This window comes from Stenotrophomonas maltophilia group sp. LNF247, from assembly GCF_054083135.1.
In genome coordinates this window covers 1-18,997 of the sequence record NZ_JBSRQL010000007.1, presented here as the reverse complement: position 1 = coordinate 18,997, position 18,997 = coordinate 1, and the positions used below count along the sequence as shown (strand labels likewise).

Annotated in this window: 22 protein-coding genes; 10 read left to right on the top strand and 12 right to left on the bottom strand. The window is 67.2% G+C overall.

Translation table 11 applies throughout. The features are described from left to right. Window positions 1–24: 24 nt before the first annotated feature. The 4 genes from ACTXG9_RS08945 to ACTXG9_RS08930 all read right to left on the bottom strand — a co-directional run bounded on the left by ACTXG9_RS08945 (window position 25) and on the right by ACTXG9_RS08930 (window position 3,310). Complete coding sequence (locus tag ACTXG9_RS08945; RefSeq protein WP_021202520.1) at window positions 25–762, bottom strand: endonuclease/exonuclease/phosphatase family protein; 738 nt, start codon at window positions 760–762, stop codon at window positions 25–27. Between the two features lie 53 nt (window positions 763–815). Next, window positions 816–1,646 (bottom strand): thiol:disulfide interchange protein DsbA/DsbL, encoded by an 831-nt coding sequence (locus tag ACTXG9_RS08940; protein ID WP_111102090.1) that lies wholly within the window; start codon window positions 1,644–1,646, stop codon window positions 816–818. A gap of 107 nt (window positions 1,647–1,753) precedes the next feature. Continuing rightward, the gene (locus tag ACTXG9_RS08935) at window positions 1,754–2,404 is read right to left on the bottom strand and encodes a thiol:disulfide interchange protein DsbA/DsbL (RefSeq protein WP_019660639.1); all 651 of its coding nucleotides are present in this window, start codon (window positions 2,402–2,404) and stop codon (window positions 1,754–1,756) included. A gap of 105 nt (window positions 2,405–2,509) precedes the next feature. Further along, window positions 2,510–3,310: a c-type cytochrome gene (locus ACTXG9_RS08930; protein ID WP_456115575.1), complete on the bottom strand. Its 801-nt coding sequence runs from the start codon at window positions 3,308–3,310 to the stop codon at window positions 2,510–2,512. Between the two features lie 156 nt (window positions 3,311–3,466). Between ACTXG9_RS08930 and yihA the strand changes: the two genes are divergently transcribed. Further along, complete coding sequence (gene yihA, locus ACTXG9_RS08925) at window positions 3,467–4,069, top strand: ribosome biogenesis GTP-binding protein YihA/YsxC (protein WP_014038472.1); 603 nt, start codon at window positions 3,467–3,469, stop codon at window positions 4,067–4,069. Between the two features lie 98 nt (window positions 4,070–4,167). Here the strand turns inward: yihA and ACTXG9_RS08920 are convergent, their stop codons facing one another. The 3 genes from ACTXG9_RS08920 to ACTXG9_RS08910 form a co-directional block, all read right to left on the bottom strand. Beyond that, window positions 4,168–5,142, bottom strand: a complete 975-nt coding sequence (locus tag ACTXG9_RS08920; RefSeq protein WP_206621860.1) for an MBL fold metallo-hydrolase — start codon at window positions 5,140–5,142, stop codon at window positions 4,168–4,170. Window positions 5,143–5,549: 407 nt separating this feature from the next. Continuing rightward, window positions 5,550–6,374 carry a helix-turn-helix transcriptional regulator gene (locus tag ACTXG9_RS08915; RefSeq protein WP_134735873.1) on the bottom strand — a complete coding sequence of 275 codons (825 nt, stop codon included), beginning with the start codon at window positions 6,372–6,374 and terminating at the stop codon, window positions 5,550–5,552. Further along, on the bottom strand, window positions 6,371–7,075 hold the full coding sequence (locus tag ACTXG9_RS08910; protein WP_021203944.1) for a VIT1/CCC1 transporter family protein: 705 nt from the start codon (window positions 7,073–7,075) through the stop codon (window positions 6,371–6,373). Before ACTXG9_RS08910 ends, ACTXG9_RS08915 begins: the two co-directional genes overlap by 4 nt. A 152-nt stretch (window positions 7,076–7,227) precedes the next feature. Between ACTXG9_RS08910 and ACTXG9_RS08905 the strand changes: the two genes are divergently transcribed. Beyond that, window positions 7,228–8,592, top strand: a complete 1,365-nt coding sequence (locus tag ACTXG9_RS08905; protein WP_019662096.1) for a glutamate--cysteine ligase — start codon at window positions 7,228–7,230, stop codon at window positions 8,590–8,592. Window positions 8,593–8,684: 92 nt separating this feature from the next. Here the strand turns inward: ACTXG9_RS08905 and ACTXG9_RS08900 are convergent, their stop codons facing one another. Further along, entirely contained in the window at window positions 8,685–9,743 is a 1,059-nt protein-coding gene (locus tag ACTXG9_RS08900; RefSeq protein ID WP_227852070.1) for an NAD(P)-dependent alcohol dehydrogenase, read from the bottom strand. 107 nt (window positions 9,744–9,850) lie between these two features. On the opposite strand from ACTXG9_RS08900, the gene ACTXG9_RS08895 reads away from it, so the two are divergent. After that, window positions 9,851–10,735, top strand: coding sequence for a LysR family transcriptional regulator (locus tag ACTXG9_RS08895; protein WP_019336462.1), 885 nt, complete (start codon window positions 9,851–9,853; stop codon window positions 10,733–10,735). Between the two features lie 77 nt (window positions 10,736–10,812). Here the strand turns inward: ACTXG9_RS08895 and ACTXG9_RS08890 are convergent, their stop codons facing one another. Then, on the bottom strand, window positions 10,813–11,475 hold the full coding sequence (locus ACTXG9_RS08890; RefSeq protein ID WP_134731664.1) for a TetR/AcrR family transcriptional regulator: 663 nt from the start codon (window positions 11,473–11,475) through the stop codon (window positions 10,813–10,815). 76 nt (window positions 11,476–11,551) lie between these two features. Here ACTXG9_RS08890 and ACTXG9_RS08885 point away from each other — a divergent pair, with 76 nt between their 5' ends. Beyond that, window positions 11,552–12,247, top strand: coding sequence for a DAPG hydrolase family protein (locus tag ACTXG9_RS08885; protein WP_021203939.1), 696 nt, complete (start codon window positions 11,552–11,554; stop codon window positions 12,245–12,247). Between the two features lie 12 nt (window positions 12,248–12,259). On the opposite strand, the gene ACTXG9_RS08880 is transcribed toward ACTXG9_RS08885, so the two are convergent. Further along, complete coding sequence (locus ACTXG9_RS08880) at window positions 12,260–12,676, bottom strand: VOC family protein (RefSeq protein WP_134731668.1); 417 nt, start codon at window positions 12,674–12,676, stop codon at window positions 12,260–12,262. A 114-nt stretch (window positions 12,677–12,790) separates the two neighbouring features. Between ACTXG9_RS08880 and ACTXG9_RS08875 the strand changes: the two genes are divergently transcribed. Beyond that, the gene (locus ACTXG9_RS08875; RefSeq protein ID WP_134731670.1) at window positions 12,791–13,468 is read left to right on the top strand and encodes an SMI1/KNR4 family protein; all 678 of its coding nucleotides are present in this window, start codon (window positions 12,791–12,793) and stop codon (window positions 13,466–13,468) included. A gap of 50 nt (window positions 13,469–13,518) precedes the next feature. On the opposite strand, the gene ACTXG9_RS08870 is transcribed toward ACTXG9_RS08875, so the two are convergent. Continuing rightward, on the bottom strand, window positions 13,519–14,622 hold the full coding sequence (locus ACTXG9_RS08870) for an alkene reductase (RefSeq protein ID WP_456115574.1): 1,104 nt from the start codon (window positions 14,620–14,622) through the stop codon (window positions 13,519–13,521). Between the two features lie 130 nt (window positions 14,623–14,752). Here ACTXG9_RS08870 and ACTXG9_RS08865 point away from each other — a divergent pair, with 130 nt between their 5' ends. Beyond that, a complete protein-coding gene (locus tag ACTXG9_RS08865; RefSeq protein ID WP_206621951.1) occupies window positions 14,753–15,658 on the top strand; it encodes a LysR family transcriptional regulator in 906 nt (301 codons plus the stop codon). Between the two features lie 10 nt (window positions 15,659–15,668). Here the strand turns inward: ACTXG9_RS08865 and ACTXG9_RS08860 are convergent, their stop codons facing one another. Then, a complete protein-coding gene (locus ACTXG9_RS08860; protein WP_206621952.1) occupies window positions 15,669–16,088 on the bottom strand; it encodes an Imm70 family immunity protein in 420 nt (139 codons plus the stop codon). A gap of 187 nt (window positions 16,089–16,275) precedes the next feature. Here ACTXG9_RS08860 and frmR point away from each other — a divergent pair, with 187 nt between their 5' ends. The 4 genes from frmR to fghA all read left to right on the top strand — a co-directional run bounded on the left by frmR (window position 16,276) and on the right by fghA (window position 18,982). Continuing rightward, a complete protein-coding gene (gene frmR, locus ACTXG9_RS08855; RefSeq protein WP_005411009.1) occupies window positions 16,276–16,551 on the top strand; it encodes a formaldehyde-responsive transcriptional repressor FrmR in 276 nt (91 codons plus the stop codon). Between the two features lie 59 nt (window positions 16,552–16,610). Beyond that, a complete protein-coding gene (locus ACTXG9_RS08850; RefSeq protein WP_019662086.1) occupies window positions 16,611–17,720 on the top strand; it encodes an S-(hydroxymethyl)glutathione dehydrogenase/class III alcohol dehydrogenase in 1,110 nt (369 codons plus the stop codon). An 8-nt stretch (window positions 17,721–17,728) separates the two neighbouring features. Next, on the top strand, window positions 17,729–18,088 hold the full coding sequence (locus ACTXG9_RS08845; protein WP_021203933.1) for a YqcC family protein: 360 nt from the start codon (window positions 17,729–17,731) through the stop codon (window positions 18,086–18,088). 63 nt (window positions 18,089–18,151) lie between these two features. After that, entirely contained in the window at window positions 18,152–18,982 is an 831-nt protein-coding gene (fghA, locus tag ACTXG9_RS08840) for an S-formylglutathione hydrolase (RefSeq protein ID WP_019662084.1), read from the top strand. Window positions 18,983–18,997: the final 15 nt, after the last annotated feature.

The window sequence follows — 18,997 nt, the reverse complement described above, 5'->3', positions numbered from 1 at the left end:
GTCCGCACCTACCGTAACGGCGAGTCAGCGCAGGGCGTCGGCCGGGACGTCGATCTGCATCGCCAGGGCGAGGTGATCGGAGAACGCGGCTGGTACGGCTTCCACGGTACGAGTCTGCAGGCCACTGCTGACCAGGATGTGGTCGATGGCGCGGTCGGGGCGCCAGCTGGGGAAGGTCGGCACGATGCAGCCGGGCGGCTGCAGCCGGGTCTTCTGGTACAGCACCTGCATTTCCGGGCGTTCTGCCAGGCAGTTGAAGTCGCCCATCAGCACCGCGTTGGGGTGGTCGGACAGCAGTTCGGCGATGAAGCCCAGCTGCGACATCCGCGATCCCGCACCCAATGACAGATGCGCCACCGCCACCGCCAGGCCGTCGGTACCGTCGCCGAACTTGGCCAGCAGCACGCCGCGCCCGCCGATGCGGCCGGGCAGGGCGTGATCCTGCACTTCAACCGGTTCCAGCTTGCTCAGCAGGCCATTGGCGCTGGATGCGACCCCGCCCATGCGCCGGTTCGGCTGGTGACTCCAGTAGTTGAAGCCGGCGCGTTGGGCCAGGTAGTGGGTCTGGTTGGTGAAGCCCGAACGCAGGCTGCCCGGGTCGGCCTCCTGCAGGCCGACGATGTCATGGTCGCGCGCCAGCGTGGCGATCGCGTCCAGGCTGCTGCGCTTGCGACCCGCCGGCAGCGCATGTGACCAACTGCGGGTCACATAGTCGCTGTAGCGGCGGGTACTTGAGCCGGCCTGGATGTTGGCCGTCAGCAAACGCAGGGTCCGTGTGCGGGGGGAATTCACGGCCGGGAACAACGTCCTTTGGATCAGTGAGCCTGGGCCGCACCGCGTTCGCGGGCGATCAGGTGGTCGGCAATGCGCAGCATGTCCGGGAAGCTCTTGCCCTTCACCAGGTACTTGCCGTTGACGATGATCGACGGGGTGCCGCTGATCTGGCTGCGCTGGGCGAACTGCTTGGCCGAGTTGGTCTTGGCATTCACCGCGAAGCTGCCCATGGTGGCCGCGAACTGCTTCGGATCGACGCCGTAGGCGGCGTAGAACTTGGCGATGTCTTCCACCGAGTCACGGCCGCGCTCGCCCTTCAGGGTCTTCTGCGAGTGGATGGCGGCGTACAGCGCTTCGTGGGTCTTTTCCTGCACGCCCAGGGTCTGCGCGGCGTAGAAGGCACGGGCGTAGTCATCCCAGGTGCCGCCGAACATGGCCGGCACGTAGACGAAGTTCACGTCGCTGGGCAGGCCGGCCTTCCACGGGCCGACCAGCGGCTGGAATGCGGCGCAGGCCGGGCAGACGTAGCCGAAGATCTCGGTCACTTCGATCTTGCCGGCAGCCGGCTGGAACGGCTGGCCGTTCGGGATCACCTGGTAATCGGCGCCTTCCACCGGGGCCGGGCCGGTCAGCGCGGCGGTGGTCGGGGCCGGCGCCGCGGCGGGGGTGGCTTCGGCCGGGGCCTTTTCGCCTTCGGCGGCCGCCGGAGCGGTGCCTTCGCGGCCCGCGGCCGGAGCGGCCGGTTCGGTGGCCGCCGGAGCTGCAGCCGGTTCGGCCGGCGCCGCGGTGGTGTTGGTGCTGCCGTCGTCGGCCTTGCAGGCCGCCAGGATCGGCAGCAGCGCTGCGAGGGCGAGGGCGTAACGGATCTTCATGGAAACGTCTCCAGCATCTGGAAAGGTGGGGGCCGGCGCCAGGCGCCAGCCAGGGGGAAATGATGACATGCGGCGGCGACAGCGCCGTGTCGATGGTGTGTGTTGGTTCAGCGGCCGCGGGCGGCGCGGGCCTGGGCGATCAGGGCCGAGGCGATGCGCAGCTGGTCGTCGAAGCTGTTGCCGCGCACCAGATACTGGCCATTGATGATCAGCGCCGGGGTACCCGGGATCCTGGTGCGCTGGGCGAACGCGCGGGCGGCATCGACCTTCTTCTGTACGGCATCGCCGCGCAGGGCCTGCAGATAACGGTCCGGGGTCACCCCGTAGGCCTTGTAGAAGGTGGCAAGCTCATCGGCCGAAACGTTCTGCATCGGCAGCGAGCCATCCTGGTGCAGGGCCTTGAAGACCGCCGCGTGGCTGCGCTTGGCCACGCCGACTTCGTCGGCGGCGTAGTAGGCCAGGGCCCATGCATCCCAGGCGCCACCGAAGGCGGCCGGGACCGGGGTGAAGCGCACGTCGGCCGGCAGCTTGGCCGCCCAGGCTTCCAGTTGCGGTTCAAAGTGGGCGCAATGCGGGCAGGTGTAGCCGAAGACCTCGACCACCTCGATCTTGCCGGCCAACGGCTGGAACGGGCCCGGCTGCGCGATGCGCTCGTAGTCTTTGCCCTCGACCAGCGGGGCATTGGCGGGGGTGGCGGCGCAGGCTGCCAGCGGCAGCAGTACCAGCACGGACAACAGCAGGCGGGAAATCAACCTCATCGACACGCATCTCCGTTGAAAAAAGCAACGCCGGCGCAGTCGCCGGCGTGAAGGAACATACCGCAGCCGTGGGCCGACGTGGCGGCCCGGGCCGACCAGTGGTGGTCAGGGGGCGGCAGCCGGTTGCGTCGGCGTGGCTGCAGCGGCCACGTCGTCGGCCTTGTTGTGCAGGCCCTGCAGGTAGCTCGACAGCGCCTGCACCTCCTGCTCGCTCAGCTTCTGCGCGACCGTGGCCATGATCTGGAAGTGTGCCTTGTCGGTCTCGTTGGTCTGGCCGGCCTGGTACTCCTGCAGGCGGCGCGCGACATAGCTGGCGTGCTGGCCACCGAGATGCGGATAGGCCGGGCCGGGATTGCCGGCACCGCTGGGGCCATGGCAGGCCATGCAGGCCGGCAGGCCGCGCTTGGCATCGCCGCCGCGGTACAGCTGCTGGCCGATCTCGTAGAACTTCATGCCCTTGTAGGGGCCCTCGGTGACCGCCGTGTCATCGGCGATGCCGGCGTCGGCTTTCTGCGTGGCGAAGTAGGCGCCGATATCACGCATGTCCTGCGGGGTGAGGTTCTGCACGAACGGCACCATCGCCACTGCTGCGCCGGAACTGCGCTGGCCATTGGCGATCAGCGCCATCTGCTGGGCCACGTAGCGTTCGCTCTGGCCGGCAATGGACGGATACATCTCCACCGTGGAATTGCCGTCGACGCCATGACAGGCCGCGCAGGCCGAGGCCTTGGCCTGGCCGGCCTTGGCATCGCCCCAGTGGGTCTTGCTGAAATCCACCTCCAGCGAGGCGGTATTGATCGGCCCGTTGTCGGGCAGCGGGGTCAACGTGGTCTGCGCGAACGCAGCAGCGGCAACGACTACAGCAGTGGCAAGGGCGGATACGGCAAGAACGCGAGCGTGGCGCATGCTGAAGCTCCGTATGGACCGGGCCGGGCGGCGGCCGCCGGCATCGCCCGGATTATCAACGCCGTTTCCGCGCACGGTCAACGCAGCAGTGCAGCAAAATGGCCGCAGCGGCCGCCGGCACGGGCGCGCGGCGCCGCAACATGCGATCCTAGGCACATGTCATTGCTCATCGAACGCGCCCGTTACCACCTTTCGGCCCACAACGTGCGGCAGCTGCCGCCTGACGAAGGCGCCGAAGTGGCCTTCGCCGGCCGCTCCAACGCCGGCAAGTCCAGTGCGCTCAACGCGCTGACCCGCCAGAACGCGCTGGCCCGCGTCTCCAAGACGCCCGGCCGCACCCAGCAGCTGGTGTTCTTCCAGGTCACCCCGGAAGCGCATCTGGTCGACCTGCCCGGTTACGGCTACGCCAAGGTGCCGCTGGACCTGCAGGCGCATTGGCAGGCCTTCATTGACCGGTATTTCCGCACCCGCGAAGCCCTGAAGGGCCTGGTGGTGGTGATGGACATCCGCCACCCCCTGAAGGACTACGACCGGCAGATGCTGTCCTATGCCGTGCAGCGTGGCCTGCCGGCGCACGCGTTGCTGACCAAGGCCGACAAGCTCAGCCGCAGCCAGCAGATGCAGTCCCTGCAGAAGGTGCGCAAGGAGCTGCAATCGGCTTACGGTGACAGCGTCAGCGTGCAGGTGTTCTCCGGCGAAGACCGTACCGGCGTGGACGAAGCCCGCGGCGTGATCGGCGGCTGGCTGGGGCTGGAGTAAGGCATCCCCTGCCTTCCTGTAGAGCCGAGCCTACGCTCGGCTGTGGAATCCCGGCACGCTGAGCGCGGTAGCCGAGCATGGGCTCGGCTCTACACGGGTCATTTCAACGGCGAATACTCCGCCGGCACCCAGGCGTAGGTCTGGCCTTCGCTGCGCACATGGCCCAGGCCGGGGAACGGTAGATGTGCACCAGCCACCCACCAACCATTGGCCGTGGCCTGCTGCAGCAGACTGCGACGGCTGGCGGTGGCCGCCTTGCGGTCCGAATCGGCCTCAAATGCCGCTTCCGGATGCGCGAACTGCACCGCGTGGAAGTGCAGCACATCGCCCCATACCAGCAGTGACTGGCCCTGGCTGTCGAACCGGTAGGAGACATGGCCGGGGGTGTGGCCATGGGTGTCCATCGCCACCGCGCCGCCGGGCAGGGCATCGCCGGGGCTGAAGGTGCGCAGGTGGCCGCTGGCCTGATACGGCGCCACCGCGTTGCGTGCCAGCGGGAAGGCGAAGCGCACGCCCTTCGGCGCGGTGGCCTCGCTGGCCGGGTTGAGCCAGTAATCGGCATCGGCCCTGGACAGCCACACCGTGGCATTGGGGTAGGCCGGCTTGCCCTGCGCGTCGAGTACGCCGCACAGGTGGTCCGGATGGGCGTGGGTCAGCAGCACCTCATCCACCTCGGCCGGGTCCACGCCGGAGGCGCGCAGGTTGCCCAGCACCTGGCCCAGGCCGGGGCCGAAGCACTGCGCGGTGCCGGTATCGACCAGGGTCAGGTGGTTGCCCTGGCGCACCAGGAAGGCGTTGATCGCGGTCTGCAGGCCCTTCTTGTCTTCGGGCACGTAGCGGCCTTCCAACAGGCGGCTGACCAGCGTCGGCGGCACGTCCACCACTTCCTGCCGGCCCAGCGCGACCACGCCATCGAACAGGGCGGTGACCTGCAGCGCACCGACGCGCTGGTGGTAGACGCCGGGCACCTGCCGGGTGGGGGCGGGCGAGGTGGCTTCGGCCAGGGCGGCCAGTGGCAACGAGGACAGGGCCAGCAGCAGGGTGGCGTGCAGTGGCAGGCGACGCAGGGTCATGAGGGGTCTCGGTGGATGACGGGCGGTTCCGTTGGCCTAGCGTGCCGTGGCTGGCGTGTGCGCGGCGCTCAAACCACTACGTGGAATGCTCAGGGAAGGAGTGTTGTCTGCAGGGCTGCGCCCTGCACCCGCAGAGGCAACGGCAACAGCCGAAGCAACAGCAACAGCCGAAGCAACAGCAACAGCCGAAGCAACAGCAACAGCGGGCTATCCGTGGGATGGCGGGGTGGGTCCGGTTGCGGGAGACGCCGTAAACCCTTCCATGGGGGCTTGGCCGCGGCATCCATGCCGCGGACACTCCCGCAACCGGACCCACCCCGCCATCCCACGGATAGCCGCTGTTGCTGTTGCTTTCGCTGTTGCCGTTGCCTCTGCAGGTGCAGGGCTGCAAGCCCTGCCGAACCCCCTCAAATGTCTGTGGGAGCCAGCCCGTACTGCTCGGCGAAGCGCTTGCTGAAACTCGCCACAGACCGATAGCCCGCGCGTGCGGCCACGGTCTTCAACGGCAGGTCCGTGGTGTAGAGCAGCTGCATGCCATGCGCCAGCCGGGCCTCGGTGAGCAGCTGGCGCAGGCTGGTGTCCTCGGCCGCCAGGCGACGGCGCAGGGTCGCGCCGCTCAGCGCGAACAGCGCTTCCACATCACGCGATTGCCAGTCGCGGGCCGGTTCGGCGGCGATGCGGTCGCGGATCTGTTCGCCCAGGCTCGGCGCCTGCGGCAGCAGCAGGTTGCCGTGGCCCTGCCGGCACAGGGTCAGTACCAACGAGGCCAGGGCCAGCCGCGCTTCGCTGTAACGGCCGTCCTGCAGCGATTGCCGCCACTGGCGCAGCACCGCGCCATGATCGATCAACGGCAGTCGCGCCATCGCATGACCAGCGGCGGGAAGCTCCCCGCTCCACAGCGTGCGTGCGGCCGCCAGCACTTCGGCACACAGCGGCACGATGGCGCTGAGGTAGCGGCCACTGCGTGGGTCGGGGGTGTTGACTACATCGATGCGGCATCGCTGGGTCAGCAGCAGGATGTCGCCGGGGATGAACTCCAGCGACTGGTGGGCGGTACGCACCTGCTTGCGGCCTTCCAGCAGGATCGCGAACTGGGGTTGCGGAATCTCCACCGAGCTGGCGCCATGTTCGCGCCGAGCGGTGATGCACGCATAACCTTCGGCGCGTGCGCAGCCGGCCAGACTGGCCATCTCGGCCAGCAGTGCGGTAACTGGCGGCAGCATGCCGGTCATGTCACCTGGGCGCCGAACAGGCGACCGACGCCTGCAGCGGCGGCCATTGCCAGTGCACCCCAGAACATCACACGCAACGCGCCGCGTACCGGCGGGGCGCCGCCGGCCTGGGCTGCCACCGCGCCGGTCAGGCACAGGCCGAGCAGGGTACTGGCCGTGGTCATCATCGCGACCTTGTCGACCGGCGCGAGCAACGCGGTCAGCACCGGCAGTGCCGCACCGCAGGTGAAGGCGCCGGCAGAGGCCAGCGCTGCCTGCAGCGGGCGCGCGCGCAGGGTATCGGTGATGCCCAGCTCGTCGCGCGCGTGGGCGCCCAGTGCGTCGTGGGCGGTGAGCTGTTCGGCCACCTGCCGTGCCAGCGCCGGCTCCAGGCCACGGTGGCGGTAGATCGCGGCCAGCTCTTCCAGCTCGCTGTGCGGATCTTCGTGCAGTTCGCGCTTTTCCATTGCCAGGTCGGCGTCTTCGGTGTCGGCCTGGGTCTGCACCGAGACATACTCGCCGGCGGCCATCGACATCGCGCCGGCCACGGTGCCGGCCACGCCGGTGGCCAGGATGGTCGCAGCGGAGGCGCCGCTGGCGGCCACGCCGACCACCAGGCCGGCCACCGAGACGATGCCATCGTTGGCGCCCAGCACGGCGGCACGCAGCCAGCCGACGCGCTCGGAGCGGTGCAGTTCGGGGTGTCGTGAATGGCGGCTCATGACGTTGAGTGTACGAGGGTCAAGAGGGCGTCGGTAGGATGCTGAAACCCGTCACCGTCGCATGACGCGACGGGGTGCCACGCTATAGTGCGCCCTTGCGATGGAAGGCCGCGAGCCCCACATCCCCCGCCACCGTCCAGCGAGCCTCTCCCTTGTCGAGCCCCAGCCACGTCGCCGATACCCCCATTACCGACCGCTCGCAGCTGGTGGAGGTGATCGCCTCCGGCGAGAAGCCCCGCGCGCAGTGGCGCATCGGCACCGAGCACGAGAAGTTCGGGTTCCGCCTGGATGACCTGCGCCCGCCGACCTTCGAGGGCGAGCGCGGCATCGAAGCGCTGCTCAACGGCCTGGTCCGCTTCGGCTGGGAGCCCGTGCAGGAGAACGGCAGCACGATCGCCCTGCTGCGCGATGGCGCCTCGGTGACGCTGGAACCGGCCGGCCAGCTGGAACTGTCCGGTGCGGCGCTGGAAACCATCCACCAGACCTGCGTGGAAACCGGCACCCACCTCAATGAAGTGGCGCAGGTGGCCGGCGAACTGCAGCTGGGTTTCCTCGGCATGGGCTTCCAGCCGAAGTGGAAGCGCGATGAAATGCCGTGGATGCCCAAGGGGCGCTACAAGATCATGCGCTCGTACATGCCCAAGGTCGGTTCGCTGGGCCTGGACATGATGACCCGCACCTGCACGGTGCAGGTGAACCTGGACTACGCCACCGAAGCGGACATGGTGAAGAAGTTCCGCGTGTCGCTGGCGCTGCAGCCGATCGCCACCGCGCTGTTCGCCGATTCGCCGTTCACCGAAGGCAAGCCGAACGGCTACCTGAGCTACCGCTCGCACATCTGGACCGACACCGACGCCGACCGCACCGGCATGCTCGACTTCGTGTTCGAGGATGGTTTTGGTTACGAGCGCTATGTCGACTACCTGCTCGACGTGCCGATGTATTTCTCCTACCGCGATGGCATCTACCACGACGCCAGCGGGCAGAGCTTCCGCGATTTCATGCAGGCCAGGCTGCCGGTGCTGCCGGGTGCGCTGCCGACGCTGCGCGACTGGTCGGACCACATGACCACCGCGTTCCCGGAAGTGCGCCTGAAGAAGTACCTGGAAATGCGTGGTGCCGATGGTGGCCCGTGGAGCCGCCTGTGTGCGCTGCCGGCATTCTGGGTGGGCCTGTTGTATGACGACACCGCACTGGATGCCGCCTGGGACCTGGTGCGTGACTTCACCCTGGCCGAGCGCCATGCGCTGCGTGACGGCGTGCCGAAGCATGCGATGAACCTGCCGTTCCGCAATGGCACCGTGCGTGACCTCGCCGGCGAGGCGGTCAAGATCTCGGTGGAAGGCCTCAAGCGTCGCGCCGCACGTAATGCCGATGGCCAGGACGAGAGCAAGTTCCTGGACGTGCTGCAGGAGATCGTCGAATCCGGCCTGACCCCGGCCGAGCGCAAGCTGGCGCTGTTCCATGGCCGCTGGCATGGCGACGTCGATCCGGTGTTCCGCGAGTTCGCGTATTGATCGTCATGCGGGGTTGCCGGCCAGCGGCCGGCACTACCCAAAAGAAAAACCCCGGCATTGCCGGGGTTTTTCTTTTTCGCATCTGCCCTGGATCAGGCCGCGTTCTTCATCGTCGCCATGTCGATCACGAAGCGGTAGCGCACATCGTTCTTCGCCATGCGTTCCCAGGCTTCGTTGACGTTCCTGATGTCGATCATCTCCACATCGCTGACGATGCCGTGCTCGGCACAGAAGTCCATCATTTCCTGGGTTTCGGCCATGCCGCCTATCGCCGAGCCGGTCAGGTGCTTGCGGCCGAAGATCACGCTGCCACCGGTCAACGGCGGGTCCAGTTCGGTCAGCACGCCGACCAGGCACATGGTGGCTTCGCGCTTGAGCAGGCCCATGTACGGATTGGTGTCATGGCTGACCGGGATGGTATTGAGCAGGAAGTCGAAGCTGCCGGCGTGCGCCTTCATCTGCGCCGCATCGCGCGAGACCAGCACCTCATCGGCGCCCAGGCGCTTGGCATCGGTGCCCTTTTCCGGGGTGGTGGTGATCATCACCACGTGCGCACCGAGCGCCTTGGCGAACTTCACGCCCATGTGGCCGAGGCCGCCGAGGCCGATCACGCCGACCTTCTGGCCCGGGCCGACCTTCCAATGGCGCAGCGGCGACCACGTGGTGATGCCGGCGCACAGCAGCGGTGCGGCCGCCTTCAGGTCGAGGGTGTCGGACACCTTCACCACGAAGCGTTGCTCGACCACCACGTGGTCGGAATAGCCGCCGTAGGTCGGTGCGCCGCTTTCGCGTTCACGGCCGTTGTAGGTCCAGGTCGCGCCCTCGGCGCAGTACTGCTCCAGGTCGTGCTGGCAGGCGTCGCAGTGGCGGCAGGAGTCGACCATGCAACCCACGCCGGCGTGGTCGCCGACCTTGAAGCGGGTGACGTTGCTGCCGACCTCGGTGACGCGGCCGATGATCTCGTGACCCGGCACCATCGGGTAGATCGAGCCACCCCAATCATCGCGGGCCTGATGCAGGTCGGAGTGGCAGATGCCGCTGTAGAGGATCTCGATGCGCACGTCGTTGGGACCGACCGCACGGCGTTCGAACTCATAGGGGACCAGCGGGGCGGTATGGGAATGGGCGGCGTAACCACGGGCGAGGGACATGGGGAATCCTTGGCAGGGTTTATCGAAAGGCGTTTTACAATACGCCCCGTTCCCAGCGGCAGGAATCGCGGATATCGGCATGATTCATCAAGTGGAACTGCACAATCATGGCCACTGACAACCTCACCCACCTGGCCGCGTTTGCCGCGGTCGCCCGCCACCGCAGCTTCCGCCGCGCCGGTGCCGAGCTGGCGCTGTCGACCTCGGCAGTGAGCTATGCGATCCGCGCGCTGGAAGAACGGTTGGGGGTGGGCCTGTTCCATCGCACCACCCGCAGCGTGGCCCTGACTGAGGCCGGGCAGCGCCTGCTGGAGCGCCTGCAGCCGGCGCTGGGCCAGGTGCATGACGCGCTGGAAGAGATGAACCAGTTCCGTGCCGCCCCGGCCGGCCTGCTGCGCATCAACGCCACCCGCGCGGCGGTACCGACCCAGTTGGGGCCGCGACTGGCGCGCTTCCTGCACGCTCACCCCGACGTGCGGGTGGAGCTGACCGAGAACGATGGCCTGGTCGACATCGTCGCCGAGGGCTACGACGCCGGCGTGCGCCTGCACGAGTTCGTGCCCGAGGACATGGTGGCGGTGCCGATGGGGCCACCGTTGCGCGGGCTGATTGTCGGCTCGCCGGACTACCTGCGGCGACACCCGGCACCACAGCATCCGCGGGACCTGGCGGCACACGAATGCATCCGCTTCCGCTTCGCCAGCGGGCATCTCTACAAGTGGCAGTTCGAGCGTAGCGGGCAAGCGCTGGAGATCGATGTGCCGGGCCGGCTCACGTTGAGTGAGCAGGGCACCGTCGTGGGTGCAGTGCTTGATGGCATCGGCCTGGCCTACGTGCTGGAAGACACGGCGCGGCCGTATATCGAATCCGGCCAGATGGTGGCAGTGCTGGAAGACTGGAGCGAACCGTTCGCCGGCTTCGCGCTGTACTACCCGAAGCAGCGGCAGATGCCCGGTGCCCTGCGCGCGTTCGTGGATATGCTGCGCGAATGAGCTGCGATGGATGATGTGGTGCCGACCAACGGACGGCACCCACCACCCACTGTCGTCCATGCGCGGATGGGGCAACCCTACGGCACCCGCAACACCGGCGCCAACAACGCCATGCACTCACGCAGGTGCACCTCCACCGGCGCATCCTCGGCCACCACGCCGATCACGCGTTCGCGCAGCGGCTCGGCCACGGCCATTGCCAGGATCAGTCGCGCCATGCGTGCGGAATCCCCCTCACGCAGCAGCCCACGCTGCTGCTGCCGTTCCAGCCAGTCAGCCAGCAGCGCTCGGCCGCGTTCGATGCCATTGTCCAGATAGGCCTGCAGCAGCGCATCCTTGCCGGGGAAATCGGTAGCCAGCAGCCGGAACACCTGCACCGCCTGCGCCGACAGTGCCTGCGTGCACACCGCCTGCAGGATGTCCTGCAGCAACGGCAGCACCTCGTCGGCACCGTGCGCATCGCGCTGCAGCTGCGGCGCGAAGCCGTCGGTCCATTCGCGCACCGCAAGCCCAACCAGTTCCTCGCGATTGCTGGCGTGGCGATACACCGTCTTCTTCGCCACCCCGGCTTGCGCCGCCACCGCTTCGATGGTGGTGGCCTCGTAACCCTGTGCCAGCAGCAGCTCCAGGGTGGCCTGCAGTACCGCGTGGCGGACTTCCGCCTCCGGGCGCGCAGGGCGGCCGCGGCGGCGGGTCGGCGTTGTGGACTCGGACAGGGTCGTGCTGTTCATTGTGCCCATCTTACCGCATCCGGCTAATTGAGAAACGAATAACGTTTCCGTATTGTCGGGTCTCCCAACACCGCAGGAGACCCCGATGGATACCGCTGTGAACGCACGCGCCTGGCTGGACCACCACGATCTGCTCGACCCGGCGCCGATGCACCTGGAGACCGGCATCCAGCGCCGCGAAGACGGCACCCTGCTGGTGGCGGTGCGTAGCGATCTGCACGGCTGCAAGGGCCGCATGCTGGACTGGTGGTTCACCTTCTTCGAGACCACCCAGCACATCCGCTGGTGGCATCCGGTCGATCATGTCGAGCATCGCGGCTGGGACGCGGCGTGGCAGCGCGGGCGCAGCTACCACGGTGCCAGCATCCATGCGGTGGAATCGCTGGCCGACATTCCGCCGGTGGCGGCACGCCTGAAGTTCCATGACCCGCGCACGCTGCTGGTGCCCCAGCGCCTGCAGGCGGCACAGGATGCAGGCGATGTATCGGCGGTGATTGCCGCGCGCATCGGCTTCGGCGACCACGTCCGCCTGGATGCAAACGGTGATCCCTGCGACGGGCAGATGCTGCACGTGGCGCGTGATACGCCGTTTGGCTGTGTGCTGCGCAGCCGCTTCGTGCTCGGCCTGGACAGCGCCGATCCGCACCGCGAGGCCGGCGATGCGGTCGGCCTGGGCCTGCTCAAGCACTGCTATACGGAGTTCAGTTTCCTCTCGCGCTTGCTGCCGTCGCTGTACTACGGCGAGCGTGCCAATGGCGAGGCAGTGCCATTGCCGTGGTGAGTGGTGCAACGGTCATTCGACCAGCGCGTCGTAGCCTTCAGCACTGAACTGGATCAGGCAGAAGCCGTGGCCGAACGGATCGGCCAGCACGGCGATGCGTCCCCAGCGACGCTCGCGCAAGGACTGCTCGAGCGTCGCTCCGGCTGCGACTGCACGTGCCAGCGCGGCGTCGATGTCATCCACTACCCAATCCAGGTGCAGCGGCGTCCAATGGCGCTCGTAGTCGCGCACGTCGCCGTCTTCGGTGGCGGCGCTGCCGGCGTCGTTGTGCAGCAGGTAGAGCGGCGTTGGCCCACCGAGCAGCTCCACGGCACCCGGGCCGAGACGGCGGCCGATGCGTAGGCCGAAGGCCCGGATGTAGAAGTCTTCGGCGGCGGCCAGGTCGGGGACGTCGAGGTTGACGATGAAGCTGTGGGCAGTGGCGTTCATGGCAGCGATGGGTGGCATCCGGTGGTCGCAGTCTAGTCCTGCCGCGTGCTGTGGCCGGTTCATCTCCTGCGCGGATTCGGGCAAGCTGGGCGGTCTCTATCGACAAGGACATCCATGAGCGCGCTATCCGGCATCGAACAGGCCACCGGCCAGTCCTTCCCGCCCCTGTTCAAGCAGTTGCATGCAGCGGGTCGGTTGAGTTGGGGTGCTCCCCATCCGGAATGGTCCGAGGTGGTATTCCCGACGCTGCAGGCGGATCCGCCGGTGCTGCTGTACGCCCAGGACTACGAGCCGTTGGAACACGACGAGCTGCTGGAGGCGTGGCAGGAGCTGACCGCCGAGGATCATTACAATCCCCTGCGTCCCGACCTGCAGCTCCTGCCGTTTGCGCGGACCGGCGGCGGCGACAGCTACTGCTTCTGGAGCAACGCGCCCGGCTTTGCCGAGCCCCCCGTCGTGCTGGTGTGGCATGACGATGATCGTGCCGATGTGCTGGCCGCCAACTACCAGGATTTCCTGTTCCGCAAGATGGTCGAAGCCGTTGCCGACTACCAGGCGCCATATACGCTGCTGTCGCACGGCGAGCTGGCCGGCAATCTGCAGCGCTGGTTGCAGTCCCACCAATCCTTCCTTCGCGACGACCAGTACGCGGCGTTGCAGCAGCTGTTTGCCCGCGTTGACGATATTGAAGAAGGAAACATCAGCGAAGACGACGCACAGGCCATCGTCGTTGAAGTGATCGGCTGCGAGCGGTTGGACGAGTCGTTCGCGTACGTGCGCGAGGATGCCTGAGGACATGGGTCGGAGCCCCGCCGGCGGCGGGGATCCGACCCCGTGCGTGATCAGCCTGCGGCCGGGTAATCGAGGTAGCCTGCCTCGCCGCCTCCGTAATAGGTGCTGCGGTCCGGCGTGGCCAGCGCGACGTTGCGCTGCAGGCGCTCGACCAGATCCGGGTTGGCGATGAACGGCTGGCCGAACGCGGCCAGGTCGATGATGCCCGCTTCGACCAGCTGCAGGGCGCGTTCGCGGGTCATGCCACCTGCCAGGATGACGGTGCCGCCGTAGGCCTGCTTGAACTGCCGCAGGAACACCTCGCCCAGCACCGACTGGCTCGCCTGCAGGTTGTCGTTGAGATGCACATAGGCCAGGCCGCGCGTGCCCAGCTCCTCGGCCAGGTACAGGTAGGTTGCCTCGTTGTCGGGGTAGAGCGGCATGTCGAAGGTGAGGTTGTTCGGCGCCAGGCGCACGCCGATCCGCTGCGCACCGATGCGCTGGGTCATCGCATCGACGGTCTCCAGGATCAAGCGCGCACGATTGGGCAGCAAGCCGCCATAGCGGTCCTCGCGCTGGTTGATGAGCGGGTTGAGGAACTGTTCGAACAGGTATCCGTTGGCGGCATGCAGTTCGATGCCATCGAAACCGGCGGCGATGGCGTTGTCGGCGCCGCGCGCGAAGTCGCCGACGATGCCGGGGATCTCTTCGGTGGCCAGCGCACGTGCCGGGGTGGGATCGGCGTGGCCGCGGCTGCCGTCGTCCAGATAGACGAACGAGGTGTTCTTCGGTGCGCTGGCGACCGGCCGGGTACCGGCGCTTACCGGTTGACCACCGTCGGGCTGCAGCGAGGAATGCGACATGCGGCCGACGTGCCAGAGCTGGGCGAAGATCGTGCCCTGTGCGGCATGCACCGCCTCGGTGACGAGCTTCCACCCGGCAACCTGCTCGGCCGACCAGATACCCGGCACGTCGATGTAACCCTGGCCCTGCGGCGAGACCGGGGTGCCTTCACTGATGATCAGGCCGGCGCTGGCGCGCTGCCGGTAGTACTGCGCGGTGAGTTCATTGGCCACCGCGCCGGGGTTGCGGGCGCGGGTCATCGGGGCCATCACGATGCGGTTGCGCAGGGCGATGCCTGCCAGATCGAAGGGGCGGAACAGGGCGGCGGTCATGTCGGTCATCTTGGTGCGGGGAGGAGGCGCCAGCGGCGCGATGCACACAGAATGGAGTTGACATGCAGGCGCATAAAGCGCTTCGATCTCCCCAGGTGCGGGACTATTTGTCCCCAATGGAGCGCGATAGATGCTGCCGCTGGAATCATTGAATGGCCTGGTCACGTTCGTTACCACGGCCCGCTCAGGCAGCTTCACCGAGGCTGCCGACGCGCTGGGCATCTCACGCTCGGCGGTGGGCAAGGCCATCGCCCGGCTGGAAGCGCGGCTGGGCGTGCGCCTGTTCCACCGCACCACGCGGCGCATCGCGCTGACCACCGACGGCGAAGCGTACTACGCATCGTGTGCGGCGGCGCTGGAAGAAATCTCCGCCGCCGAGGCCTGCCTGGGGTCGGCCGGCCTGCCCAGCGGACGGCTGCGCATCGACATGCCATCCTCGTTCGGGCGCCTGGTGGTGCTGCCGGTGCTGCTGCGCCTGTGCCGGCAATACCCGGACCTGCAACTGACGATGACCTTCACCGATCACTTCGTCGATCCGGTCGAAGAGGGCATCGACCTGCTGATCCGCTTCGGCGGATTGCACCAGGCCGAGCATCTGGTCGCGCGCCGGCTGGGTCGCCAACGACTGGTCACCTGCGCATCGCCGGAGTACCTGCAGGCGCATGGCGTGCCGGCCTCCGTGGAGGATCTGGCGCAGCACCGCAGCGTCGTTGGTTTCCGCCACGGCCAGCCGGTGGCGTGGCGGATCGGCAGGGACGATGCCGAGGGAACGTTCATCCCGAATGCGACCCACCAGCTCAACGATGGTGACGCGGTGATCGATGCGGCCATCGCTGGGCTGGGCATCTGCCAGATGCCCGTTTCACTGGTACGCCGTCATCTGGAATCCGGGGCGCTGCAATCGGTGCTGGATGCGCACATGCAGCGGCATATCGACATCCATGCGCTGTGGCCACCGACCCGCCACCTGCGGCCCAAGGTGCGCTACGTGGTGGATGAGCTGGCGCGGTTGGCGGCTCAGGGCGTGTTTGATTGAGCGTAGGGCATCAGTAGTTGATGATCCGGGCGGACGTGTCTTCGCCTTCCTGAAGTGCTTCAAACACCTCGGCCAGAAGCGCGATCAGATCGTGCCCATGTGAGGTGACGAAGTAGGTCGCCAGGCTGTCGATGTCGCCAGCGATATCGTCTCCCCACGGTGGACGCTGGGTTCTATCCTCGAACGACCATATGACACGGGCTGGCGCAAGCTCGGCCAGCTCTCGGCGGACCCTATGTAGTTCGGCCAGCGCGGCGGCAGCATCTGATTGCTGCAGTCTGCCGGCGTATAGCTGATTCAAGAGGATTGGGAATCGACTTCCCCAGCCATTCGGCTCCAGGTTGCCGGATATGGTCGAGAAGAAGGCATAGAGAAACGCGCCACTGCCGATCTCATCGGTGATGCGCCCGAGTTGGATGCCAACACCCATTGTCTGGTTCCTGATTCTGCCGATCCTACAGCATGCCCCGATGCATTAACGGTAGAAGCGCAATTTCTGTAATTGATTGATATGAAAGGATTCAACGGCACTATTGCGGAGGCGGGAGATGCCATTTCCGTCACTTTGCCAATACGCATGTATACTATCCCCCAGTATAGTTCCGAACTGGCCCGCCATGCCGCACTCCCCCGAAGAGAAGAAGAAGGTCCTGGCCCGCGTGCGCCGCATCCGCGGCCAGTGCGATGCGCTTGACCGCGCGCTGGAAGCCGGCGCCGACTGCGGGCCGGTGCTGCAGCAGATCGCCGCCATCCGTGGCGCGGTCAACGGCCTGATGTCCGAGGTGATGGAGGCCCATCTGCGCGAGGAATTCGGCCAGCCCGCCGCCTCCGACGAACAACGCGCCGAACGCGTGCGCGACATGAGCGCGTTGATCCGCTCGTACCTGAAGTAAACGACGGCGCAACATGGCGCCGCCCATCCTGTCATTGCCTGTCTCTGGAGAGTCCACCCATGAAATCCCGTGCCGCCGTCGCCTTTGGTCCCGGCCAGCCGCTGCAGATCGTCGAGATCGACGTCGCCCCGCCGAAGAAGGGCGAAGTGCTGGTGAAGATTACCCACACCGGTGTCTGCCACACCGATGCGTTCACCCTGTCCGGTGATGACCCGGAAGGCCTGTTCCCGGTGGTGCTGGGCCATGAAGGCGCCGGCATCGTGGTGGAAGTGGGCGAGGGCGTGACCAGCGTCAAGCCGGGCGACCACGTGATTCCGCTGTATACCGCCGAGTGTGGCGAATGCCTGTTCTGCAAGAGCGGCAAGACCAACCTGTGCGTGGCCGTGCGCGCCACCCAGGGCAAGGGCGTGATGCCCGACGGCACCAGCCGCTTCAGCTACAACGGCGAGCCGCTGTACCACTACATGGGCTGCTCGACCTTCAGCGAGTACACCGTTGTGGCCGAAGTCTCGCTGGCGAAGATCAACCCGGACGCCAACCCGGAACACGTCTGCCTGCTCGGCTGTGGCGTCACCACTGGCATCGGCGCGGTGCACAACACCGCCAAGGTGCAGGAAGGCGACAGCGTGGCGGTGTTCGGCCTGGGTGGCATCGGCCTGGCGGTGATCCAGGGTGCGCGCCAGGCCAAGGCCGGCCGCATCATCGCGGTGGACACCAATCCGTCCAAGTTCGAACTGGCGCGCGAGTTCGGCGCCACCGACTGCATCAACCCGAAGGACTTCGACAAGCCGATCCAGCAGGTCATCGTGGAAATGACCACCTGGGGTGTGGACCACAGCTTCGAGTGCATCGGCAACGTCAACGTGATGCGCGCGGCGCTGGAATGCGCGCATCGTGGCTGGGGCCAGAGCGTGGTGATCGGCGTGGCCGGTGCCGGGCAGGAGATCTCCACCCGCCCGTTCCAGCTGGTGACCGGGCGCAAGTGGATGGGTACCGCCTTCGGTGGCGTGAAGGGCCGCAGCCAGCTGCCGGGCATGGTCGAGGACGCGATGAAGGGCGATATCGAACTGGCGCCGTTCGTCACCCACACCATGGACCTGGACAGGATCAACGACGCCTTCGACCTCATGCATGAAGGCAAGTCGATCCGTTCGGTGGTCCATTACTGAGCCGCGTCATGGGCTGGTTCGATGCCCTGCGCCGGCCGCGTGCGGAAGACCCGCGCGCGGCCTTGGTGGCGCCGATCGAGCAGGCGTTGCGCGCGCTGGGCTGGGTCGACGGCGAGGTGGGGCCACCGCGTGCGGTGACTTCGGCCTTCGGCAGCGACGATGGCATGCCGTTCGAGCAGTGGCTTGCGCAGGTATTCCTGCCGCGCCTCTACGAGGCCCGCGCCGACGGTCAGTGGCCACCGCGCAGCGACGTGGCGGTGGCGGCGTATCGCAACCTGGACGGCCAGCCTGGCGTCGAATCGTTGCTGCGCCTGCTGGCACAGCTGGATGAACTGATCAACCAAGGCATCCACGCCGGGCGTGGATAAGCCGACCAAGGTCGGCATCTACCAGAAGCACGCGTGCGCTGACGCGCCGCGCAGGAGAGCACCATGGAACGCATTGAACACCGCGCCTGTTTCGGCGGCTGGCAGGACGTGTACCGCCATCATTCGACCACGCTGGGCTGCGACATGCAGTTCGCCGTGTACCTGCCACCGCAAGTGGAAACACAGAAGCTGCCGGTGCTGTACTGGCTGAGCGGCCTGACCTGCACCGAGCAGAATTTCATCACCAAGGCCGGTGCGCAGCGCTATGCAGCCGAGCACGGAGTAATCATCGTTGCGCCGGATACCAGCCCGCGCGGCGATGATGTGGCCGATGCCGAAGGCTACGACCTCGGCAAGGGAGCGGGGTTCTACCTCAACGCCACCCGTGCGCCCTGGGCGGAGCACTACCGCATGCATGATTACGTGGCGCAGGAGCTGCCGGCGCTGATCGAGGCGAACTTCGCGGTCACCGATGCGCGCGCGATCAGTGGCCATTCGATGGGCGGCCATGGCGCGCTGCTGATCGCGCTGCGCAACCCCGGGCGCTATCGCAGCGTGTCGGCGTTTTCGCCGATCGTCGCGCCCAGCCACGTGCCGTGGGGGCAGAAGGCCTTCCATGCCTATCTGGGCGACAACCCGGCCGACTGGGCGCAATGGGATGCCTGCGAGCTGATCGCTATGGCTGACGAGCGCCTGCCGCTGCTGGTCGACCAGGGCGAGGCGGACGAGTTCCTGCAGACCCAGCTGCAGCCGCAGCGCCTGCAGCAGGCCTGCGCGGCCGCCGGCCATCCGCTGACCCTGCGTCTGCAGCCGGGCTACGACCACAGCTACTACTTCATCGCCAGCTTCATCGGCGAGCACATCGCCCACCACGCCCGCGCCCTGCAGGGCTGAGCGCGTTCCGGTGGT

Coding starts and splice junctions, on each gene's coding strand:
- ACTXG9_RS08940 (WP_111102090.1), bottom strand. CDS start 1,646: ATGAAGATCCGTTACGCCCTCGCCCTCGCAGCGCTGCTGCCGATCCTG.
- ACTXG9_RS08935 (WP_019660639.1), bottom strand. CDS start 2,404: ATGAGGTTGATTTCCCGCCTGCTGTTGTCCGTGCTGGTACTGCTGCCG.
- ACTXG9_RS08930 (WP_456115575.1), bottom strand. CDS start 3,310: ATGCGCCACGCTCGCGTTCTTGCCGTATCCGCCCTTGCCACTGCTGTA.
- yihA (WP_014038472.1), top strand. CDS start 3,467: ATGTCATTGCTCATCGAACGCGCCCGTTACCACCTTTCGGCCCACAAC.
- ACTXG9_RS08920 (WP_206621860.1), bottom strand. CDS start 5,142: ATGACCCTGCGTCGCCTGCCACTGCACGCCACCCTGCTGCTGGCCCTG.
- ACTXG9_RS08915 (WP_134735873.1), bottom strand. CDS start 6,374: ATGACCGGCATGCTGCCGCCAGTTACCGCACTGCTGGCCGAGATGGCC.
- ACTXG9_RS08910 (WP_021203944.1), bottom strand. CDS start 7,075: ATGAGCCGCCATTCACGACACCCCGAACTGCACCGCTCCGAGCGCGTC.
- ACTXG9_RS08900 (WP_227852070.1), bottom strand. CDS start 9,743: ATGTCCCTCGCCCGTGGTTACGCCGCCCATTCCCATACCGCCCCGCTG.
- ACTXG9_RS08895 (WP_019336462.1), top strand. CDS start 9,851: ATGGCCACTGACAACCTCACCCACCTGGCCGCGTTTGCCGCGGTCGCC.
- ACTXG9_RS08890 (WP_134731664.1), bottom strand. CDS start 11,475: ATGGGCACAATGAACAGCACGACCCTGTCCGAGTCCACAACGCCGACC.
- ACTXG9_RS08885 (WP_021203939.1), top strand. CDS start 11,552: ATGGATACCGCTGTGAACGCACGCGCCTGGCTGGACCACCACGATCTG.
- ACTXG9_RS08880 (WP_134731668.1), bottom strand. CDS start 12,676: ATGAACGCCACTGCCCACAGCTTCATCGTCAACCTCGACGTCCCCGAC.
- ACTXG9_RS08875 (WP_134731670.1), top strand. CDS start 12,791: ATGAGCGCGCTATCCGGCATCGAACAGGCCACCGGCCAGTCCTTCCCG.
- ACTXG9_RS08870 (WP_456115574.1), bottom strand. CDS start 14,622: ATGACCGCCGCCCTGTTCCGCCCCTTCGATCTGGCAGGCATCGCCCTG.
- ACTXG9_RS08865 (WP_206621951.1), top strand. CDS start 14,753: ATGCTGCCGCTGGAATCATTGAATGGCCTGGTCACGTTCGTTACCACG.
- ACTXG9_RS08860 (WP_206621952.1), bottom strand. CDS start 16,088: ATGGGTGTTGGCATCCAACTCGGGCGCATCACCGATGAGATCGGCAGT.
- frmR (WP_005411009.1), top strand. CDS start 16,276: ATGCCGCACTCCCCCGAAGAGAAGAAGAAGGTCCTGGCCCGCGTGCGC.
- ACTXG9_RS08850 (WP_019662086.1), top strand. CDS start 16,611: ATGAAATCCCGTGCCGCCGTCGCCTTTGGTCCCGGCCAGCCGCTGCAG.
- ACTXG9_RS08845 (WP_021203933.1), top strand. CDS start 17,729: ATGGGCTGGTTCGATGCCCTGCGCCGGCCGCGTGCGGAAGACCCGCGC.
- fghA (WP_019662084.1), top strand. CDS start 18,152: ATGGAACGCATTGAACACCGCGCCTGTTTCGGCGGCTGGCAGGACGTG.